We start from the raw sequence: 19837 nt of genomic DNA, 5'->3' as shown, positions 1-19837 counted from the left end.
AAGCCGGTTTCCGGCATCGAACCATGTCGATTGAAGGCGGGTTTCAATTGCCACGGTCTTCCATTAGATCAGGAGAACCTTCAGCATTCACGCGAGATCTTCCTTGCCACGTTCCCCCGCCTATGACGCCCTTTCACGCAAGATTGAAGCACGCACCGCCCGGGCTGGTGTCATCGGGCTCGGCTATGTCGGCCTGCCGCTGGCGATCGCCATTGCCCGTAGCGGCTTTGCCGTCACCGGTTTCGACATCGACCCCGCCAAAGTCGTCTCGCTCGACGCGAAACGCTCCTATATCGATGCCGTCACAAGCGGCGACCTTGCGCTCGCGATCGACGAGAAGCGCTTTTCGCCCACCACAGATTTTGGAGAGCTTGCCGGCTGCGACGTCATCATCATCTGCGTTCCGACACCGCTCACCCGCCACCGCGATCCTGATCTTTCCTTCGTCGAGGCAACGGCCCGGTCGATCGCAGTGCATCTGAGAAGCGGCCAGCTCGTGGTGCTGGAATCGACGACCTATCCCGGCACGACCGACGATGTCGTCAAGGTGATCCTGGAGACCACCGGCCTCAAATCGGGCACCGACTTCTTCGTTGGTTTCTCGCCGGAACGCGAGGATCCGGGCAATCAGCACTTCAACACAGCGACCATCCCGAAGATCGTCGCCGGCGACGGCGCGGATGCCCTCTCGCTGATGGTTGGGTTCTACAGCGCCGCGGTCAAGACCGTCGTTCCGGTCTCGTCCAACGCAACGGCCGAGGCGGTCAAGCTGACGGAGAACATCTTCCGCTCCGTCAACATTGCCCTTGTCAACGAATTGAAGACGGTCTACGCCGCCATGGGGATCGATGTCTGGGAGGTCATCGACGCGGCCAAGACCAAGCCGTTCGGCTACATGCCATTCTATCCCGGCCCCGGCCTCGGCGGGCATTGCATCCCGATCGACCCCTTCTACCTGACCTGGAAGTCGCGCGAATACGAACTGCCGACCCGCTTCATCGAACTTGCCGGCGAGATCAACTCGGCCATGCCGCGCTACGTGGTCGCCAAGCTCGCCGAGGCGCTCGACATGCGTGCCGGCAAGGCGCTCAGCCGCTCGCGGGTGCTGGTTCTTGGTCTCGCCTACAAGAAGAACGTCGCCGACATCCGCGAAAGCCCGTCGCTGCGCTTGATCGAGGTCATCGAGGAGCGTGGCGGGAAGGCTGACTATCACGATCCGCTGGTCGGCGAGATTCCCTCGACACGCGAATACCAGCATCTGAAGGGCCGCGCGTCGGTCGACCTCACCCCCGAAACCATCGCGTCCTATGACGCCATCCTCGTCGCGACGGATCATGACCAGCTCGACTATGCAGCGATCACCCGCAACGCGCCGCTGATCGTCGATACGCGCAACGTCTTTGCGCGGCTCGGCCTTGCCGGAGACCACATCATCAAGGCGTAATGTCGGCGGGGGAAAGCGTCTTGCCTGAGATCTGGCTTGCGGCGACAGCGTAGCCGCCGCTGGCCCCATCGATGAAATGCACGTGGTCGTGCGACATCGGCGTCGGCACGAAGCAGGTCATCAAGGCGGAGGACTGGCGATGCAGCCCATAGCGGGCCACGCCCTTTGCCTCTCCCTCCTCGAGCAGCGCCTCGATCCGGGCAAGGTGCGAAGCATCGACGTCGATCGTCATTTTCAGGCCGTCGTCGAACTTGCGGAAATCGGAATTGCCGGACACCTCCTCGGTATAGCGGCGGGCGTCGAAACGGCCAAGCTTCAGGCCGAACGTGTGCAGCAGGACGATCATGATACTCTGGAACAGGATGAAGAGCTTCGTCCAGAGCCGCTTTCCAGGCGCTGCCAGGGCACGTGCCTCGCGATCGAAACCCTTGAACGAAAAGGAAAACTCGGGGCCACCTGATGGAACCGGGTGGCCGCCGCGCCCCTGTTCTGCCGCCAGCGCAATCACCTCCGTCACGAGCTTGCGGAATTCCGGGCTCGGCCTGCCATCTTCTGCCGGTATGGCTATGATCGAGACGATCTCGCCGTTGTGGGCCTTGATCGGATTCCACCGGCAGGACAAGCCGGTCAGATCGGGCCGAGCCCCTGATGGCGCCGGCTCGATGCCATAAAGACCGTTCTTCATCTGCCGCTCGGCCCAGGACGCGCCGCCGCCGGCAAACATCGCATAGGCGACGTTTTCGCTCGCCGCATGGCGCGCCACACGCACGTCGAGACCCTCCTTGCGAATATCCGCAAGCGGCACGATCGCGATTCGCAGCGCAAGGTCGAGTTCTTCATCCACCCATCGCTGCGTTGCCGCCAACGCGGCGCGCGCTGCCGTCTCGAACTCCTGTGGGAGTGCGACAACGGCACCGTCGCCGCCGAACACATAGGGATAGTCGCCCCTGTCCACCGCGTTCAGGACCGCGGAAATGACGCTGGCGCCGGCCATGTTCACGTCCTTGTAGCGGCCAGCGCCGATGGCCTTGGTCGATCCGACAATGTCGGCAACCGCCAGGAACCAGCCCTCCGGCAGCGGCCGGTAATTGCTCGTGTCGGTCACCCGCTCGAAGTCGGCAAAGACTGGCACGTCGGCGTAGAATCGATCGTTGGAGAGGTCGCTCATCTTCAAAAACCTAGCACAGACCCATGCTCTCACCGCAATGCGATTTTGCATCTACGGCAATCGACGGCCTGGGGTTTCATATGATAGCACCAGACCGAAAATTTAAGTGAATGGACAAGGGCATAGATGAGCCGCCTGGACAGTTTCATCCGCCGCCTGACGGCTCAGCGCGACATTTTGAATGCCGTGGTCGACCTGGTGAACGGGGCACAGGGCCCTGTGCTGGAATTCGGCCTCGGCAACGGACGGACCTATGATCACCTGCGCGAGCTTTTCCCCGACCGGCGCATCATCGCCTTTGACCGCGAGGTCCGCTCCTATTCCTCCTCGACACCACCGGAAGAAAATATGGTGACGGGCGATATCCGGGAGTCCGGCCAGGCCTTTCTCGGCATCGGCGCAGCACTGGCGCATGCCGACATCGGCACCGGGCATGACGAGATCGATGCCGTCACACTGACATGGCTGCCGCAGCTGATGGTGGGCGTGCTTGTCAAAGGCGGGATCGCTGTGAGCGGCCTTCCGCTTGACCGGCCAGAACTCGAGCCCATCGCACTGCCGACTGGTGTCAAAGAGGGGCGCTACTACCTTTACCGACGGATCTAATTAGCGCTGCTGGTTTGAATCTGTCGAGACGCCGCCGGATCTTTGCCATATCTGATGCCCGCCGAAGGTGTTCGGCGAACTCGCAAAGCGCAGCCGCGAGGGTATTACTCAAGTTCCAGCGTGGCAGCACGATGCCACTTACAATCAAGATGAGTTTGCAGGGTAGTTCGCAACATCCACAATCGCCCCGGCACCGGTCTTAACCAAACGCACCGGGAGCGTCGATCGCTCGTTCTGGATCAGGGAAGGAAGAGTACGTCGTACTGCTCGACGCCGCCGGGGAGATCGACGACACGCATCTCGCGGGGCAGTTGCTCGTCGTCGAAGAAGACGAGGCAGGTCTCGTAGTAGCCTGCGAGCATCTCTACGAATTCTCCAGTCTGCTGCGGGCCGTAAAAGAGCGGCGTGAACTCCATGTAGAATGGCACGCGCCGGGACAGGAGAGGTGTCATGGACCGGCAGGCGACAGGTTCGTAGCCTTCAATGTCCATCCAGACGAGACCGACATCGGCAGGATTGATCAAAAGCTCCTGGAGAACCTCAGTCACCGGCCTCACCGGGACACTGATTTTTCGGTCGCTGGGGCTTTTCCTGAAGGCACTGCTCTTGCCGTGGTTGTTTTCGTTCATGAAGAAGTCGATCCGGCCCGTGGTCGCTCCCGCGGCACAGTTGACGACCGTCACCGTCCCATCGAGGCCGTTCTGGTCGATATTCTTCCGAAGCAATTCGACGTTGCGCGGGTCGGGCTCCATGCTGACGATGCGCCGGTAAGCCCCGCTGAGCGCGAAGTAGACGGTCTGCGTGCCGATGTTGCCACCGATCTCAAGCAGACAGCTTGGCTGGTGCGAAAGTCCGCGTTCCCGCAGCACCGCCAGCAGCCGGTCGACATGCTGGCGCTCGAAATGTCCCTTGCGAAACACCTTCCGCCCGATGTAGTCGGCCGGCGAAAACGTCATCAGATGATCGCCGGCATCAACCGTCATCGACACCACTCGCGGGCCGATGTTCTCGATCAGCAGCCGCCGTCCGGTGCGGGTGTCGAAAAGCCTGGTCAGGACAGCATTGCGCGCCTTGCGAAGGCGCCTGCTCCAGAATTTCGCCGTCAGCCAGACGCGGCCGCTCATCTGTCTTTTCCTTCGATGAGGTTGACGGCCTTGTCGCTCGAAATGACGTAGACTTTCAAGGGCAGGGCGCGGCCGCGGACGCTGATTTCGCGGCTTTCCGCATGGGTGGTGTCGGCACCCGCAAGGCTTGCGACCGCATCGGAAATGACGATCGCAGCGTTGAACTCCTTGGCAGCAGTCTCCAGGCGGCTTGCGACATTGACCGTATCGCCGATGGCCGTGACGCTGCGCGTGCGGCCATAGCCAAGGGTTCCGACAACGGCGGGCCCGGTATGAATGCCGATAGCAATGTGAAGTGGCATGATGAGCTCGTCTCTCAGCTCCGCATCGAGCTTGGCGATGTCACGGACGATCGTGGCAGCCGCTTCGATCGCCTGGCGACACGCGTCCTCGGCCGAGTTGCCGATGCCGAAAAGCGCCATGGCGCCATCGCCAATGAACTTGTCGATGCGCCCGCCAGCCTTTTCGACGGCATTGCCGACCAGCGCGAAATACCGGTTGAGCAGAAAGACGATATCGAAGGGAAGCCGTGTCTCGGTGAGCGAGGTGAAGTGGCGGATGTCGCAGAAGAGCACGGTGATCTCACGCTCACGCCCCGGGCTCGTCTCCTGGGTGTTGGGCGGTAATGTGTTTTCCGGCGCGGCCACCAGCAACGGCGCGACGGTGATGTCGTGTGTGGGCCGCAACTGGCAGGCAAGACGCACGTCGGAGGCCGCCTTGATCCTCTTGAGAGTCGACTGCTCCAACTTATCGGGAGGCGGCAGGTCGTTGTCGTCGCTGAGGATCTGGACGCGGCAGGTCGAGCATTGCCCCTTGCCGCCGCAGACAGAGTAGTGCGGAACTCCGCCAAGACGGCTGGCCTCCAGAACCGTGAAGCCGCGCGGGACGCTTATCGCCTCGCCACCTGGATAGCGCACGGTGATCTGGTCGACGCGCTCGCGCCACCGTCTCAAGGTCCTGGCACCGACAACGATCAGGAGCGCTGCGGAAAACGAGCCATAGAGACCGGCCCGGATCATGGCGATCGTCTGCTGCGCCTCGGGGTTGGAGTAGTAGCGCGTGTTGAGGTTGTCGCGATAGCGATCGGTATTGACCATGCCCTCGTAGGCCGGCTCGGCGATCGTTCGACCCATTTCGATAAAGCCGAGAATGGCGAGTACCGGCAGCAGGATCGCGACGGCTAGGAGCATCGCGGCGACACGGTCATACCAGGGCCGGTAGCGCAGCCAGAAATGCAGGCCGATGCATCCGTGGGTCCAGACGAAAAGAAGGGCGACGACCTGTCGCCAGCCGGCGCCCGGAGAGGTGACCCAGAGCAGGCGAACGATCGTCTCGTAGTCATCGCGGTAGTGGAAGAGGGTATGGGCGATCCGGGTACCGATCACATGGTCCATCAACAGCAGCGGAATGGCGAGCCCGAGCACCATCTGCGCCATCTCCGCTGCCGGCATGACCAGGCTGCGGCGCTTGTAGACGGAGCGAAGGACAAGGCAGATATGGACGAACACCGCAGTGTAGAACACGAAGGTGCCCACGGGGTTGCGCCAGATCGCCAGGAAGATGCGTCGCCCGTCGTCTGCGGCCGACACTGAAATCAGTCCGAGCGCGTGGTTGGATAGATGCAGCAGGACGAACAGGAACATGACAAGCCCGGAGCCAAGCCGGGCCCTTCTGATCGAGCGCTCTGAAAAAATACCGGTGGCAGCGACTGTCGCCATTCATTCCCGTTCTTGAATACCAGGTGCCAAATACAATAGAGAAGACGGAATTGAGGTTGAATTGCCGCCGCTGCGATTGCGAACGCCTTTCACTCTATCAGCAGAAAGCGGGCATGCTGACAATAACGTATTTTCCGGCGGCAGGCCCGAGCATCTGTTGTAAACAGTGTGTCTCGGCGGAGACATGGTGATGCGGGTTGCATTCTACGCGCCGCTGAAGTCCCCGAACCATCCCGTGCCGTCAGGCGATCGCCTCATGGCACGCCTCCTTGTGCAGGCTCTCGAGCTCCGCGGCCATTCCGTCGAGGTCATCTCCGAATTTCGGAGTTTTTGCGCGACCCCGGAAGAGACCGTCAAGCGTCAGGCTGCCGCGCGCCAGGAGCTGGCGCGATTGCGCAATGTCCTGTCTGGCGGCCTTCGGCCCGATCTCTGGTTCTGCTACCATCCCTATTACAAATCGCCGGATCTTTTCGGACCAGTCCTTTGCCGGGAGTTCTCGATCCCCTATGTCACGGCCGAGGCGTCTTATTCGAAAAAGCGCGACGAGGATGCATGGGCCTCGTTTCAAAGGCTGGTTATCGATGGTCTCGGACAGGCTTCCGTCAACATCTCGCTGACCGAGCGTGACAGGAGGGGCCTGTCGGAGGCTTTGCCCTCCGGTTCGTTTGCCATTCTGAGGCCCTTCATCGATACCGCACTTTTCCAGGGATCGCCGCATGCCCGGGAGCCTGGGCGTCTGATTGCCGTTGCGATGATGAGGAGCGGGGACAAGATGCGCAGCTATGTCATGCTTGCGCAGGCACTGGCCGGTCTGCAGGACCGTCCCTGGACACTGGCGATCGCCGGCGACGGGCCGATGCGCAGCGAGGTCGAGCAGCTGTTTTCCGGCTTCGGTGAGCGCATTGAATGGCTGGGACAGCTTGGAGCCGAGGAAGTTGCCCGCGAACTGTGCCGCTCCGGTCTCTACATATGGCCGGGCGCAGGGGAGGCCTATGGCCTTGCCTATCTCGAGGCACAGGCAGCCGGCCTTCCCGTGGTCGCCCAGAAGACGGCGGGTGTTCCCGAGGTGGTCGTCGACGGCGAGACGGGCCTGCTGACAGCGGACGGCGACATCGAGGCGGTTTCTGCAGCGATCGCAAGGCTGCTCGACGAGCCCGACAGGCAACAGGCGATGGGCGCAAATGCCCGCCGCTTCGTTCTTGAAGAGCGGTCGCTCGAGATTGCGGCGCAAATGCTTGACCAGATCCTGCAGACCTGTTTGACACGACAGTCATGAGCGATGACCAAACCTTTGCGGCCTTGCGCCAGGAACTCGACCGCTGGCGGTCCGCCGGCCGGACAGCGCGCCTGTGGCTGCGGGACGACGATGCCGTCGAGGTTACGGGCGCGCTGGAACAGTTGCTCGATACCACCAGGCAGGCCACCGTTCCGCTGACCCTTGCCGTCATTCCGGCCTTCACAGGCGAGGCGCTGGTGGCACGGCTTGCACGGGAAGATCATGTGCTTGTTGCCGTTCACGGCTGGTCGCATGAAAATCATGCGGGTCCAGACGAAAAGAAGCAGGAACTCGGAAGCCATCGGCACGCCGACGTCGTGTTGGCACAGCTCCGCAACGGTCTGGACAGGCTCCGGCTCCTTCACGGTCCGAAGCTTGTTCCCATGCTGGTGCCGCCATGGAACAGGATCAGCGCGGAGCTTGTCCCGCGCCTTGAAGAGCAAGGCTTCGAGGTGCTGTCTGTGTTCGGCAGAATGAGGGACAATAGCCCGATCCGGCTCCTTAACACGCATGTCGACGTCGTCAATGCCCGGGGCCAGCGGGGCGACCGACCGCATGCGGATCTCGTCAGGGAACTGGTTGGCGAATTGCTGACCCGTTTTGCCGGCGGAGAGGACCCTTGCGCGCGGGAGCGGCCCGCCACGGTTGACGAGCCGATCGGCATCCTCACCCACCATCTTGTCCATGGCGCCTCAGAGCGGGCGTTCCTTGCCCGTCTATTCGAAGAGACGGTGGATCATTCGGCCGTGTCCTGGATGTCTGCGACGGATCTGATCGGCGGGCTGAGCCTTCCACAAGGGCGGGTAGAGTGAAGGGGAAGCCGCGCCCATATCGGCCTTTCTGTCGATGTGCCTTCGGGCATGGGGTAACTATCCGGTCAGGACCGCAGCAGCCTGGGCACTTTGCCGTGCCTTTTTGACACCGGCTCCCGCGGAGTCGGGTCGCAAATGCCACGTGTGTTGCGAACAATCTGCTGAAGGGATCCCGCATTGGGTGAACAGGATTATGTGCTCGCTGAGCTCGGAGGCCGGATAGTCGTCATATGCACAGAAGCAGCCGTCTTCAGAAAACATCTCAATGAAACATTCCCGCAAAAAGCCTTCGTCCTCATTGAGCATCGCTGCAACGTATTTCAGGGTAGGCTCCAGTCGCGGTAGTTCATGCTGCCCTGCTCCTTGAGATTTGATCAGTGCTGCCGGTTTTTGCTCTTCGCGAAACCAGCTTTTCCAAGCGTCCGACGGCGAGCGAGTTTGCCGATTTGATCCTGAACGCGATCAATGCTGATGTCTTTGGGGTCAAAGTCGCCTCCGTACCAGCGCTTCAATCGTCGGTGCTCCGGATGCCTTGGCTTCGCCATCACCTTCAGGAACTCCTCGAACCCTGATGTGCTGCCGACATCCTCGGGTGGCGCTCTGCGCTCTCCATTTATGAAGCGCGGATATTCGAGCAATGGATCAACCTCCTCAACGGCTTCGACCGTGATTGTGTGTTCCCAGTTGTCACCGAAATCATATGTGTAACGAAAGGTCGAAATCCCGCGCTCGATCAGCGCGGCGATCCGGGCGTTACTGGCGGCGTAAGTCTTGCGCCCATAGAACTCTTCCGGATCCGGCACATCGTAATACCGCCCACCAGCCTCGAACTCGAAGAGATGATAGCCTTCGAACAGCATTACCGCTTGAATGACATCATGCAAGGCTTTGAGGCTGCTTGTCAGAGGGACTTCGACCCTTCGCCATATTGGAGGTTCGAGATCGTTCAGCTGAATATGCAGCCTGGCAATTCGATCGGCGCTCATGGTGTCATGGCCGCTTTCTGGCGCAGTTCCTCGCCACGTTGGCGGTCGAGACAAGCCGCCGCAGGTCTTTGTCTACCCCAAGGTTCGTTCGGCAGTTCCGACTCCATCACTGAACTCGTTCCGGTCTTCAGTGCAGGGTACATCGATCGAGTTGACCAGAGAAGACTGGAGCAGAGGGTTGCTAGGCGGATTTGAGCGCACGCTGCATTTGAAGAGGTGAATCTGGTGAAGCGGTGCATCTGGTCTGTTCGCCTGGGCGGCCGCGCAGGTACCGGCTCGCGCCTCGCCGGAAAGTGCGACGCCCACAACCCAGAACGGACGGATTCGGCTGTCCCTTAAGCTTATCCGCATTCACGTTCCAAACGCTCGCTTGCCGCGCGAGTTCAATTAAATAGCAAAGTGATATTCCCGCAGCTCCGCTACTGTTTTAGGAAGCCCCTGGCGCTCGAGGGTTTCCAAATACTCTACTGCAGTCCTCGGTGGATTTTTTAGCCGGGCGCGACAGCGTTGCGCTGCGATTATTACACCAGCATTGTTCAGGCCGAATTGGTGAAAGATAAAATCGTCGGGGTGAAGGACTTCGATACCGTACTTGGAGGCGGCCTTCTTAGGAAAATCAGAGAGATTGAACGTTACGATGGCGTCGCTCGACGAGACTATTGCTGCGGCTAGAATGTGCCGATCGTCGGCGTCGGGAAGCGAGAGAGCGGGTACAAGGTCACCATAACCCTCAACGACACTGTCCGGCACCGCTGAGTTCATAAGTTCCTTTGTGCGGTTGAGCTGTTCGAGCGTTAAATCCTCGCGGTTCTTAAGAACATTGCGGATCCATTCATCATGGATCTGCTCTGACCACTTCGCTCGGAACAGCCCTGCCGCCGCGAGCTCCATGAGGAAATCTCGCAGCGGCGCTGGATAAAGGACGCAAGCGTCCAGGACGACGGTGTAGCTAGACTTCTTAATAGCCCATCCCCAAATCTTGGGCCTGGCTCGTCAGCTCGTCCATGAGCCGCTTTCTTTCGTCTTCGGTCTTTCGACGGTAATCGTCGAGGTCGCTGAATTTAATACGGCGATGGCTTCCGACCATATGGAAAGGGATTTTTCCTTCTTCCAAAAGCTTGATTAGGTAAGGGCGCGACACGTTGAGGTGATCTGCTGTCTCCTGAGTTGTCAGCTCAGCATGTACCGGTATCAAAGTTACAGCATTGCCCTGAGCCATTTCGGTCAGGAGGTGATACAGCAACTCACTGACAGCTTTGGGGAGCTTTAGGAGCTCTCCGCCGTCAACTTGGACTCGAAGTTCGGCACCTTCGTGCTTCGCGCGCGAAATGTAGCGACTAGCCTCAGCGGCCAATTCAGTATCGTCAGCCGACGGCAATATTGGGCGTTCTAGTAGTTGCGACATTGGTGACATCCTTCTTTTAATTTTTAGGAGGATATAGCAGTGTGAATCACTATTCGCAATATCCGCAACGACTGCAATATTCGCAACAAGTAAACTTTTTACGATGATGTTGGTTCCGCGAGCATCACGGCGGCTTTGGCTCCAAACGCGACGTAACGAAACATTAAACTGTCCGGGCCGGAACAGGTCTGGGGTTGCGCACGGCCGGAGAGCGAATCTCGCCCACGCTTCGCCGGTGCTTCCCCGAGAAGATGGGGACCTGACGCCAAGCGGGATCGAACCACTGGCCTCTTGCATGCCATGCAATGGGCCATCGTTTCCGGGTGTTTCCGTATGCCGTCGCACGTTGCCGTAACACCATCCATTTCAATGAAAATCTAGCACCATGCCTCCGTACGTTTCCGCTGGTTCCGATTTCGTGCTGTCGGCGGGATTATGGCTGAGATAGCCAGTTTCGTTCAGTCGTCATAAACCTTGCCCCGAAGTCGGTTGCCATCCACGTCGCTGATCTCGACAAGGTGGCCTCATGAACTCGCACATCCGAGTCCTTCAATTCAGCCGCAAGGCGGTAGCGGCTAAGATTGAGAAACTTATCGCGGCTCCTCGATCAACTCGACGGCGATGTGGATCTTGAACACGGCGCCGACAATGAACCATCTGTCGGCTCTGCATGGGTAGGAAATCGAGTGGTAGACGACATTGAGTTCGACGAGGCGGAGCGAGGCATCGCTGATAAGGACGCGCTTGAACTTTTCCAGAGTGATGGTGGGTTCGGGGAAGGGTTCCACTTCGACGGTTCCGGGCAGGCGATAGCGCGTCAGATGCTTGCAGGTAATCGTTAGCATCAACCTTGACGCCCCTTCCTTTCAGTGTCAGTTCGCTCTGGCGGCACTGAGAGGAACGAATGTCCAAAGACCAGAAGCCGCCGCATATCCACCTTGCCGTCGAAAATGACCGACTTGAACTGAATCGGCGTAATGCTGAGTTTGATCTACGCTGGCCTCTCAAGAGGTTGGCCGCCAACGTCCTTCGGATTGTGCGAGGCGCTGGCCGCCCGGAAGAGCTTGGGCGCCAGTGTGCTGAGGTAGTGAAAGCCTATCGCGACTATCATGATGCCCTGGGCGAATGGCCCAGTTCCTTCCTGATCTCTGACATTCTCCCCCTTCGCCATCGGGAGTATCACGCGCAGACCGACCGAGCGTGGGAATGGGAGGATGGGGTTCGGCAAATGGTCGCCGGGGTCTGCAGATTGCTGCGTCGCAACTGCTGGCTCAGAATACCCAGGAGCGCGCTGGGGAGAGTGAGATGTTTGATAGGCTGCGTATTATCGAAAAGCAGCGAAGTGAGAACGCCGCCGCTCGTACTCCCAAGCTGAGGAAGCCCGCAAAGCTCAAAGCGAAGCCGCAGGAGGGCCGCGGCTCCTAGAAGACCACAGATCGACTAATCCTAGGTTCCTGAAAGTTAAAGGTTATCGGCACTCAGAAACGCGTCCAGATCAGCAACTAGGGACAGAATGGGTGCGCTTTCTGCGTGGTGTTAGCCTGTGGCCTCGTTCAGAGAAGCTGCTATGTCCTTAGTCGGCAGAATGAGACGCCGCTCCATGTTCTTCGTCTCCTGAAAGCCGAATTTTTTATAGAAAGTGACGGCCTCATCATCGAGAGCGTGGATTATCACGGCGCGAAAAGCGACTACTTGCGCGGCGGACACCACACTCATGAGCGCGTTTCTGAGGAGCGCTTTTCCAAGGCCATTACCTTGATATTCGGCATCGACCGCAAGTCGGGCTAGAACTGCAATCGGAATTTCGGTGGGAGCTTTTGACCCCTTCACCGATCGGGAAACATCGCTTCGGTGTATCATGCCCGCACAAACCGAATGGTAACCTACGACTTTGAAGTTTTCGTCCGCAATTACAAATGTACGGGTGTATCCCTGCTCCTGATTATGTAAGGCCATTTCCTTTAGCCACGAATCCAAGGAGGGCTTCCCCGACGAGAAGCCCTCAATGATGTGCTGATTTGCAATAGGGCAAGGTTTCCGATACGGCAAACGTCAGTCCATCCAATCTACTTTGATCTGAAAAAGCTTGACCAAGTTGTCTCTGGCGACGCCTGGAGCAGCAAGCTGCTCACTTACAGCTTCAAACACGTCAGCGGAAACGCCTATGAATCGTTGATCTAGCAACTCTTCTTGCGCGGCATACACAGAGGCTTCGGTCATGAACGCAGTTATGCTCTTTCCACAAACCTCAGCAGCACGTGCAATTAGATCATGCGTTTCCGGTTCAATCCGAAGATTGACGGTTTTGGTTTTCCTAAGAGCGGACATCATACTTCTCCATCAATCGCACAGTTGATTTTGATTTGTGCGACGTACTTGATGAACGTTCGAATACGATCATGTGTAGTCAATGTACACACATTTCTATAATTTTCAATTACTGAAAAGCTTGCATTTCCGCTAATGCGCTGAATCCATTTCTGGATTTTTGTCATTCCGTAGCTTCGCGCGCCGACTATATGAGCACAGAGGAGGATACTGATTTCAGACATCAGCGCTTGTACTTCCCTGGTGCTTCCCCGGAACGAAGTCAATTTTTCGTCACGACCCAAGCCAATCCATATGGAATTGATTTTACAGGCAAGAATTTGGTGGAGCTAAGCGGGATCGAAGTTTCGAGCGGCTATCCCATTGAACGTACTGGAATATAAGGATAAATACCCGTGTTCGTTGGTCAGAATGGTTGGTCAGAATGGCGGGAAAAAGCAATAAAGGGTCTAAGCGTCTCCTCGATCTGAGGGGGCAGACGTGGTGGTTTCGAATAGCCATCCCCGAGGCGTGTCGAAGCTACTTCAACGGCACGACCATGTACCTCCAGAGCTTGGAGACCGGCGACATTAAGTTAGCTATGGCGAAGCGCGATAAGTTGGAACTGGAAGTCAGGGGGCTGTTTGCCCGCGTCAAGGCAGGAGAGGTTATCAGTTCAAGTGAGGAGTTGGCAGAGTTTCGGGGTGAGCTTTCAAGGGCTGCCATCGCTGAGGCGCTGACCGAGGGCGGTGAGGCGTTGGAGGACGCGGTATGGGCCGCAGAGGCTGAGGCTGAGAGCTTACGAGGAAAGGCCCGTGAGCGCTTCACTAGAGCCGTCGCAGGTGATCACTCTGTTGACCATTATCTCGAAGCGTACCTCTCAGCCATCAAGCTCGCTGCTAAGACGACGAATGAGCGGCGGGGCCTGATCAATCGCTTTGCCCGCTGGTGCATAGGCGAGAAGTACCGGCTTCCCGACATCACCCGTAAGGCTGCCGGGCGCTATGTGACCGAGGTCATCGAGCCGATGGATAGAAGCACCGCGAAGAAGCACATGACCGCTCTTCGGGGCTACTGGGAATATCTGATCAAGCGCGACCATGTGACAGGAGCTGTTGAGGATAACCCGTGGCTTGGACAGGAGGTAGCCAACGCACGCCGACGAGTCGAGCGAGGTGACAACGCAACTGAGCGGCCCTTTACTGAGGCTGAGCTGAAGACACTGCTCTATGCGCCGTATCCAAAGGGCATGAAGGAAGGTTTCAAGCAACAGATAGCCGATGCCCTCCGCATTTCATGCTTGTCTGGGATGAGGCTCGCTGAAGTCCTTACCTTGTGGGTTGAGGAGGTCCATGACGGTATCTTCGATATTCAGCAGGGAAAGACTCGCTCGGCGGCTCGAAAGGTTCCCATTCACCCCGATCTGAAGGAGATCATCACTCGAAGGGTGAAGGACAAGCAGCCCAAGGATTGGCTATTCCATGAGCTGACCGATGAACGTGACCCCGGCGACACCTTCGGCAAGCGCTTCAATAACTACCGCGAGAAGCTCGGTGTTGATGACAAGCGACCCGGGAAGCGCAGGAGCCTCGTCAACTTCCACTCGGCACGGCGTTGGTTCATCTCTCAGGCCAGACACGCGGACCAGCCTCTTGAGACCGTTAAGGACGTGGTCGGTCACGTGTCAGACAAAAAGAAGGACATCACGTTCGGCGTCTACACCCAAGGGGCGTCTGAGAAGCAGATGAAGGAATGTGTCGCGGCGGTCGTGCTACCGAAGGAGTAGTGCGGCGTTACTGTGAGTTGGCAGCAAGTTCGATTGCAGAATCAAAGCCTCGCAACTATCACTTTAGCATCTTATGTCGAAGGGGGCATTCAGGTGCAGGCTGTGGGGGCATTGTTCAAGGTAATATTGGGGCTGGTCGGGGGTCTGGTAGCGTTGGCGCTTGGCATCATCTTCCCTGTTGGGGGCCTTTACTGGATGTGGGTCGCTATCCAGATCGGCAGTTTTTGGATGTTTGTCCTTGGGGTAATCCCGCCAGCTTGGCCGGTGACCAGCATCGTGGGAGCGTACTCCCTGTTGTTCGGGGTTCCGCACTGGGTCTTTAACTGGTTCGCTTAGCGGCTAAGTCGCATTGACGAGTTCAAGAGAAGCTGGGGGATATTAGATGAACACTTTTTCTATTTGGCATTGGGCCATCGCTTTGCTGATCGGCGCTGCGCTCGTTTACATGGTCATTTCCACGCGAAAGAGAACGGCAAATATCAGAACGTCAGAGCAATCGCCCGAGCTGTCCGGTTTCGGTGGCTGGCTTATTCTGCCAATGATTGGGCAAACCCTCGCCCCGTTCTATTCCATCGGCACCCTCGTAAACAACGCGAAGATGTACGACCAATTCCTCGCAGTCCCTAACGGGCTGACTGCATTCTACGGTGAGAACGCTTTGACTGTTGGCCTCCTTGCCCTTCAATTGGTCACTGTGGTCGCGATGTACACAAAGCACAGGCTTTTCCCGAAGCTGTTTCTTTACCAGTGGCTTGGGACAATGGCTTTCGCCGTTGCGGACACGGTGCTGGTTTCGGCAGCTCTAAATGTTTCAGCCGCTGAACTCGTCAACCCGAAAGGCGTTGCACCGTTCATCGCCACTGGCATCTGGGTGATCTACATGTTGAAGTCCGTTCGGGTGAAGAATACCTTCGTGAGGGGCGCGACTGCCGCAGAGTTCGCGTAGAGCATCCTTGGTAAGGACGGTACCTTCGAGAGCGAGCGCCTACCCGTTGCCGATGATCTTGCCTGCCTGATGCTCAACAGTGGCGCTCTCAGGCTCCTTAACAGCAGCCTTGCCTTCCGCTGACTTCTCTTCAGCGTGACGCTTGCGCTCTGCCTCTTGGTCGTGGGCCTTGTGCTGATCGTGGTCGTCCTTACTCGGCATGGTGATGTCCTCCTCCTCCGAGAGTACAAATTGTCTCACTACGCGTGGAGGCTGTCCATTCAGTTCGATTGAAGACAGTTGGCGTTCGGAATAGGATATGATCGCCAAAATTTAAACTTAGGGGGGAATGTATGCGTAAAATCTTTGCTGTTATTACTGGCGCGACTGCACTCATTTGTTCTTCTGCTGCCGATGCGGTGGAGCTTAAGATCAAGCCTACGAATGGCATGTGCATGATCACTGGGTCGACCGCTGAAGAAGTTAGCGTTCTTCAGGTATTGGACCGCTCCATCGATAAGAATCAGTTCTACTATTCTGACGTCTTCGTGCCGTGCGAGACGCTAGACGAGCTAAAGGCAGGCAAACGGGATAATTACTATCCGATGTTCATCGTTCTGGCGGGAAAGACGGGCGGCAAGCTGCTGCCGTTTGCAACAATGACCATTCAAAAGCTTAAAGAGCAAATGGAATCGATGCTCAAGCTTTACGATTTTAGCAAAGATGCCGCAAACGCTTCCGCTACGCTCAACGACATGTCAAAGGCCGCGTATCAGTCCACGACTTTCGACATTAAGCCCCATGAGCAAGCGATAGTGGACGTAACCGACACGACGATCTCGGTCGCTCAGAAAAATACCATAACGACCAATGGCAAGCCCCTTGAGGTAACGACCATATCGACCTCCATTATTGTCGATGGCTACGTGGCTACACTGCAAGGTGTGGACCTCGTGATGACAGCGAAAGACTTCTGGCGACTACAGTTTATGACCGAATGGGGCGCACGACAGATAGAAGTGGTCAAATAGCGGGTATCAACGCACTGGGCCTAAACTGCGGCCACGCGCTCGGTAAGGGGAAGATCAGGTCTGGCTCGAGTGAGGCGGGACGGGCCGCCCTACGTTCCGTCGAGTTGCAGCATTCGCGGAAACACTCCTTTAGCGCTTATCATTTTACATTCAAATTGATCGGCATAGAGGCCCCGAAAGAGCAACCGTGGACACCGACACAACAAGCCTAATATCGAGGATCAACGCCACGCTTGCCACAGCCCGTCTCAGCGCTTGGCAGAGGAATTTTCTCACCGATATGCAGTCGCGACTGGCGCGCTACGGCAGTAACACGCGTCTAAGTGAAAAGCAGCGCCGCAAGCTTGAAGAGATCGTCGGGAGCGGCTCCCCGGTGAACGTCGTTGCGTTCGTTCCCAAAGAGACGGTCAAGCAGCCGATACGCTGGCAGCGGCGGAAGAGATCGTTCCTTGTGCGTGAGGGGCGCTGGTGGGCAAGGCGTTTTCTGCGGGACTTTGCATTCGCTGCTGCGCTGGTCGTTGGCTTCCTCATCTACTCTGCTTTCGAGAAGGTACCATTGTCATTGCCATTCAACTCGGGCGAGCGCACCTCCGCCGAGACAATCGATCATCAGACTTTCTCGGTGACCGATGGCGACACGATACGGATCAATGGAGAGGTAAGCGGTACCCGCCTTGTAGGCTTCAACACACCCGAAAAGTTCTCGCCCAAGTGTGATCGTAAACGTGATCTGGGAAACCGCGCCTCTGCTCGGCTGGCAGAGATTGTGAGCAAGTCAAGCATGCAACTGACGAAGGTCCGATGCTCTTGTTCGCCAGGGACCGAAGGCACAGACCGTTGTAATTATGGGCGAAGCTGCGGGGTACTTCGGGCTGACGGACGGGATGTGGGCGAAATCCTGATCTCCGAAGGCTTGGCCGTGCCCTTCAACTGTGGTGCGACAGGTTGCCCCCCAACTCCCAGACCCTGGTGCAATTAGAAACTGGGCCTGCTGGGCTGAGCATTTCAAAAAAAGGTATCCCTCCGTCGCTCCCGGCATGGGGCTGCACGCCAAGTTTAACCGAGACGCGCACCGGCGAAGAAGCAACGGAATTACCACTACCATTCGGAAAGAACGACGCCCAAAAGACGCGGGCGATACTTTTGCTGCTGTCGAAAGGCTGCGGGCGATTACCCCCACCAATCGGATAGATTGGACACCGCTCGCCATTACGGCGCTACGCCGACACGAAGCCCCTTGGCAATTACCGCCCACTTAAGGAGAACCACGCGCCAGCGTTGCGACCCGATCACCGGGAGTTGGTTCTACCGCTCACATTCATCCATGACCTTCCCAGCCCCGTGGCCACAAGCTGCGGGGTTTCTTTTTGGTGCGGTCATGGATGCCTTCAAGAATAATATGACCATGGATGAAACATGAACCTGACAGAACACACGCTGATCCATGACAAGCGGATCGACGATAAAAAATCTCCTTTATTATCAGATGATTGCGAGGAAGACCCTTATAAGAATATCGAAACGTCGGTGATCACTCGGCAGCAGCGACACAAGGTCCAGATCATCGATCGTCCATGTGGAACGGGTAAGACCACTGAAATCCTTGGGTCGTTCAAACAGGGTGAGCGATATCTGGTTGTCGTACCCCTCTTGAGTGAGGTCGAGCGTGTCATCCTACGTGCGGTCGTCAACTTTGTGCAGCCGACACCAGGAGGCGAGAACGACACGAAGTCAGAACATCTGATCACCCTCCTCCGGGAAGGCGTCAACGTTGTAACGACACACAAGCTCTTCACAGAGATTGCGAGTGCTGCGAGCCTCGGTCTTCTCGATGACTATCACATCATTATCGATGAAGTGCTGGACGTAGTGAAGGGAGTGGTAGGCAAGAGCGCCCGAAGCTTCGACCAATTCTACATCGATGACGGCTATGCCACAGAAGATGACGATGGTCTTATCACGCCCACCGTCAAGTGGGATGAACACTACCGAGAGGTCTCCGACACGCTCGACCCTCGGCTCTACAATCTCGCCAAATCCCAGACGCTCTACAGGGTCGACGGCAGCTTCTTCCTACGGGCTTTACCCGCGCCTCTGCTACAGTCTGGTCGTTCTTTCACGGTCTACACCTACATGGCCGAAGGTTCCCTGATGTTGGCGTACCTGAGGAAGATCGGGATCGACTTCCACCACGAGAGGTCCGCTGACGAGGACACCTTTCGAAATAATGCTCGGCGTCTGATAGACGTCCGAACCATTCCCGCCATCGAGGGCCAGCCGCTCAGCTACAGCGGGCAAACTCGCAGCAAGGGCAGAACGCGGAGGAATGAGTCGATAAGCATTGCCTTGAAGAACACGAAGCAGCGTAGCCTAAAGGGGGTCGACATGAACGATGTCATCATCACCTGTGCCAAGGAGAACTGGTTCAAGAGCGGAACCTCAAACAAGGCTGCCGCCTTCGCGTGCGGTTCAAGAATGGTCGATGCAAATTGGCTTCCCAACACAACGAGGGGGACCAACGACTTCGCTCATGCCAGCGTATGCATCTACTTGTATGATCAGTATATTAACCCGTTCATCAGGCGATGGCTCGGCATGGAAAACGCCGCTGAAGCTGACGACCGGTACGCACTGGCAGAACTCATCCAGTGGGTCTACCGGTCGAGGGTCAGGCGCGGGGAGCCAATCACACTCTACCTGCCATCCAAAAGGATGCGTAGGCTCCTCCATGATTGGCTTGAGGGTGGAGCAATCGCCAGCGATTTCGAGACGTTGTCGTTGGCCGCATAAAGGACGCTTGGGTTGCAGATGGGGCGGAGCGCCTTTACCCCGAATGTTTGACGACAAAACGTGAGACGACATTTGAGAAAAGAGGCTGGCGGAATTCCCCCCGCCGGCCCCTCCTGCTCGTAATCGTATTTCAGCCTCGTGCCGTGTTGTCCTTCCTCAATGCGAGGTACGCCAAAAGGGCGGCGACAGCCAGGTCAATAGGAAGCCACAGAAGCCTGCTAAGGGCCACAACGATGAACGGATTGAACAGGAGCGCCACCAGTCCAAGAGCCACGACCTCATAGCTCAATGACTGCTTGGCTTTATATATTGTCAAAGCAGTTAAGGCGGATGCCACGGCTACAACGAGACGAAGAAACATGTAGTAGCCATAGGGGAACGGGAGGACAGCCAGCACAAGCAATCCGGCCGGTATGAGTAGATACCTTCTTGTTTGTGAATTCATGCTCAGCTCCGCAC

20 protein-coding genes are annotated in these 19837 nt (G+C 57.5%); 9 read left to right on the top strand and 11 right to left on the bottom strand.

Annotated features, from left to right (window positions below):
- The first annotated feature begins 103 nt into the window (after positions 1–103).
- The gene (locus tag FHT97_RS23610; RefSeq protein WP_183864451.1) at positions 104–1444 is read left to right on the top strand and encodes a nucleotide sugar dehydrogenase; all 1341 of its coding nucleotides are present in this window, start codon (positions 104–106) and stop codon (positions 1442–1444) included.
- Here the strand turns inward: FHT97_RS23610 and FHT97_RS23605 are convergent.
- Positions 1434–2612 carry a DUF3095 domain-containing protein gene (locus FHT97_RS23605; RefSeq protein ID WP_183757332.1) on the bottom strand — a complete coding sequence of 393 codons (1179 nt, stop codon included), beginning with the start codon at positions 2610–2612 and terminating at the stop codon, positions 1434–1436. The genes FHT97_RS23610 and FHT97_RS23605 overlap by 11 nt on opposite strands.
- A 126-nt stretch (positions 2613–2738) precedes the next feature.
- Here FHT97_RS23605 and FHT97_RS23600 point away from each other — a divergent pair, with 126 nt between their 5' ends.
- A complete protein-coding gene (locus FHT97_RS23600) occupies positions 2739–3218 on the top strand; it encodes a class I SAM-dependent methyltransferase (protein ID WP_183757331.1) in 480 nt (159 codons plus the stop codon).
- A gap of 239 nt (positions 3219–3457) precedes the next feature.
- Here the strand turns inward: FHT97_RS23600 and FHT97_RS23595 are convergent, their stop codons facing one another.
- Positions 3458–4342, bottom strand: a complete 885-nt coding sequence (locus tag FHT97_RS23595) for an FkbM family methyltransferase (protein WP_183757330.1) — start codon at positions 4340–4342, stop codon at positions 3458–3460.
- Positions 4339–6060: an adenylate/guanylate cyclase domain-containing protein gene (locus tag FHT97_RS23590; RefSeq protein ID WP_183864450.1), complete on the bottom strand. Its 1722-nt coding sequence runs from the start codon at positions 6058–6060 to the stop codon at positions 4339–4341. Before FHT97_RS23590 ends, FHT97_RS23595 begins: the two co-directional genes overlap by 4 nt.
- Positions 6061–6250: 190 nt before the next feature.
- Between FHT97_RS23590 and FHT97_RS23585 the strand changes: the two genes are divergently transcribed.
- Positions 6251–7336 carry a glycosyltransferase family 4 protein gene (locus FHT97_RS23585; RefSeq protein WP_183864449.1) on the top strand — a complete coding sequence of 362 codons (1086 nt, stop codon included), beginning with the start codon at positions 6251–6253 and terminating at the stop codon, positions 7334–7336.
- Positions 7333–8148, top strand: coding sequence for a polysaccharide deacetylase family protein (locus FHT97_RS23580; protein WP_183864448.1), 816 nt, complete (start codon positions 7333–7335; stop codon positions 8146–8148). The genes FHT97_RS23585 and FHT97_RS23580 overlap by 4 nt, the downstream gene beginning before the upstream one ends.
- 374 nt (positions 8149–8522) lie before the next feature.
- Here the strand turns inward: FHT97_RS23580 and FHT97_RS23575 are convergent, their stop codons facing one another.
- From FHT97_RS23575 to FHT97_RS23550, 6 genes are all read right to left on the bottom strand, one after another.
- The gene (locus FHT97_RS23575; protein ID WP_183757326.1) at positions 8523–9134 is read right to left on the bottom strand and encodes a plasmid pRiA4b ORF-3 family protein; all 612 of its coding nucleotides are present in this window, start codon (positions 9132–9134) and stop codon (positions 8523–8525) included.
- 387 nt (positions 9135–9521) lie between these two features.
- Complete coding sequence (locus tag FHT97_RS23570) at positions 9522–10070, bottom strand: PIN domain-containing protein (RefSeq protein WP_210281015.1); 549 nt, start codon at positions 10068–10070, stop codon at positions 9522–9524.
- Positions 10071–10092: 22 nt separating this feature from the next.
- Complete coding sequence (locus FHT97_RS23565) at positions 10093–10539, bottom strand: helix-turn-helix domain-containing protein (RefSeq protein ID WP_183757325.1); 447 nt, start codon at positions 10537–10539, stop codon at positions 10093–10095.
- Positions 10540–11129: 590 nt separating this feature from the next.
- On the bottom strand, positions 11130–11384 hold the full coding sequence (locus FHT97_RS23560) for a hypothetical protein (protein WP_183757324.1): 255 nt from the start codon (positions 11382–11384) through the stop codon (positions 11130–11132).
- A gap of 691 nt (positions 11385–12075) precedes the next feature.
- Positions 12076–12516 (bottom strand): GNAT family N-acetyltransferase, encoded by a 441-nt coding sequence (locus tag FHT97_RS23555; RefSeq protein ID WP_246712747.1) that lies wholly within the window; start codon positions 12514–12516, stop codon positions 12076–12078.
- Positions 12517–12591: 75 nt separating this feature from the next.
- The gene (locus FHT97_RS23550) at positions 12592–12870 is read right to left on the bottom strand and encodes a DUF1778 domain-containing protein (protein WP_183770363.1); all 279 of its coding nucleotides are present in this window, start codon (positions 12868–12870) and stop codon (positions 12592–12594) included.
- Positions 12871–13291: 421 nt separating this feature from the next.
- On the opposite strand from FHT97_RS23550, the gene FHT97_RS23545 reads away from it, so the two are divergent.
- The gene (locus tag FHT97_RS23545; RefSeq protein WP_183864447.1) at positions 13292–14632 is read left to right on the top strand and encodes a tyrosine-type recombinase/integrase; all 1341 of its coding nucleotides are present in this window, start codon (positions 13292–13294) and stop codon (positions 14630–14632) included.
- A gap of 382 nt (positions 14633–15014) precedes the next feature.
- Complete coding sequence (locus FHT97_RS23540; protein WP_183864446.1) at positions 15015–15578, top strand: DUF2569 family protein; 564 nt, start codon at positions 15015–15017, stop codon at positions 15576–15578.
- Positions 15579–15617: 39 nt separating this feature from the next.
- Here FHT97_RS23540 and FHT97_RS23535 read toward each other — a convergent pair whose 3' ends face one another.
- Positions 15618–15779, bottom strand: a complete 162-nt coding sequence (locus FHT97_RS23535; protein WP_183864445.1) for a hypothetical protein — start codon at positions 15777–15779, stop codon at positions 15618–15620.
- Positions 15780–15910: 131 nt separating this feature from the next.
- On the opposite strand from FHT97_RS23535, the gene FHT97_RS23530 reads away from it, so the two are divergent.
- From FHT97_RS23530 to FHT97_RS23520, 3 genes are all read left to right on the top strand, one after another.
- A complete protein-coding gene (locus tag FHT97_RS23530) occupies positions 15911–16588 on the top strand; it encodes a hypothetical protein (protein WP_113489502.1) in 678 nt (225 codons plus the stop codon).
- A gap of 187 nt (positions 16589–16775) precedes the next feature.
- Entirely contained in the window at positions 16776–17567 is a 792-nt protein-coding gene (locus FHT97_RS23525) for a thermonuclease family protein (protein WP_348649637.1), read from the top strand.
- A 437-nt stretch (positions 17568–18004) separates the two neighbouring features.
- A complete protein-coding gene (locus FHT97_RS23520) occupies positions 18005–19378 on the top strand; it encodes a hypothetical protein (protein WP_183864444.1) in 1374 nt (457 codons plus the stop codon).
- 130 nt (positions 19379–19508) lie between these two features.
- Here FHT97_RS23520 and FHT97_RS23515 read toward each other — a convergent pair whose 3' ends face one another.
- Positions 19509–19823, bottom strand: a complete 315-nt coding sequence (locus tag FHT97_RS23515; protein WP_113489500.1) for a DUF6804 family protein — start codon at positions 19821–19823, stop codon at positions 19509–19511.
- Between the last annotated feature and the right edge of the window lie 14 nt (positions 19824–19837).

This window comes from Rhizobium sp. BK399 (assembly GCF_014194695.1).
In the GTDB taxonomy this organism is placed as follows: Bacteria; Pseudomonadota; Alphaproteobacteria; order Rhizobiales; family Rhizobiaceae; genus Rhizobium.
This window is presented reverse-complemented; position numbering and strand designations above follow the sequence as displayed.

What these genes read in the sequence shown, in the direction of transcription:
- FHT97_RS23605 (WP_183757332.1), bottom strand. Translation starts at nt 2,612, where the DNA reads ATGAGCGACCTCTCCAACGATCGATTCTACGCCGACGTGCCAGTCTTT.
- FHT97_RS23600 (WP_183757331.1), top strand. Translation starts at nt 2,739, where the DNA reads ATGAGCCGCCTGGACAGTTTCATCCGCCGCCTGACGGCTCAGCGCGAC.
- FHT97_RS23595 (WP_183757330.1), bottom strand. Translation starts at nt 4,342, where the DNA reads ATGAGCGGCCGCGTCTGGCTGACGGCGAAATTCTGGAGCAGGCGCCTT.
- FHT97_RS23590 (WP_183864450.1), bottom strand. Translation starts at nt 6,060, where the DNA reads ATGGCGACAGTCGCTGCCACCGGTATTTTTTCAGAGCGCTCGATCAGA.
- FHT97_RS23585 (WP_183864449.1), top strand. Translation starts at nt 6,251, where the DNA reads ATGCGGGTTGCATTCTACGCGCCGCTGAAGTCCCCGAACCATCCCGTG.
- FHT97_RS23580 (WP_183864448.1), top strand. Translation starts at nt 7,333, where the DNA reads ATGAGCGATGACCAAACCTTTGCGGCCTTGCGCCAGGAACTCGACCGC.
- FHT97_RS23575 (WP_183757326.1), bottom strand. Translation starts at nt 9,134, where the DNA reads ATGAGCGCCGATCGAATTGCCAGGCTGCATATTCAGCTGAACGATCTC.
- FHT97_RS23565 (WP_183757325.1), bottom strand. Translation starts at nt 10,539, where the DNA reads ATGTCGCAACTACTAGAACGCCCAATATTGCCGTCGGCTGACGATACT.
- FHT97_RS23560 (WP_183757324.1), bottom strand. Translation starts at nt 11,384, where the DNA reads ATGCTAACGATTACCTGCAAGCATCTGACGCGCTATCGCCTGCCCGGA.
- FHT97_RS23550 (WP_183770363.1), bottom strand. Translation starts at nt 12,870, where the DNA reads ATGATGTCCGCTCTTAGGAAAACCAAAACCGTCAATCTTCGGATTGAA.
- FHT97_RS23545 (WP_183864447.1), top strand. Translation starts at nt 13,292, where the DNA reads ATGGCGGGAAAAAGCAATAAAGGGTCTAAGCGTCTCCTCGATCTGAGG.
- FHT97_RS23540 (WP_183864446.1), top strand. Translation starts at nt 15,015, where the DNA reads ATGAACACTTTTTCTATTTGGCATTGGGCCATCGCTTTGCTGATCGGC.
- FHT97_RS23535 (WP_183864445.1), bottom strand. Translation starts at nt 15,779, where the DNA reads ATGCCGAGTAAGGACGACCACGATCAGCACAAGGCCCACGACCAAGAG.
- FHT97_RS23530 (WP_113489502.1), top strand. Translation starts at nt 15,911, where the DNA reads ATGCGTAAAATCTTTGCTGTTATTACTGGCGCGACTGCACTCATTTGT.
- FHT97_RS23520 (WP_183864444.1), top strand. Translation starts at nt 18,005, where the DNA reads ATGAACCTGACAGAACACACGCTGATCCATGACAAGCGGATCGACGAT.
- FHT97_RS23515 (WP_113489500.1), bottom strand. Translation starts at nt 19,823, where the DNA reads ATGAATTCACAAACAAGAAGGTATCTACTCATACCGGCCGGATTGCTT.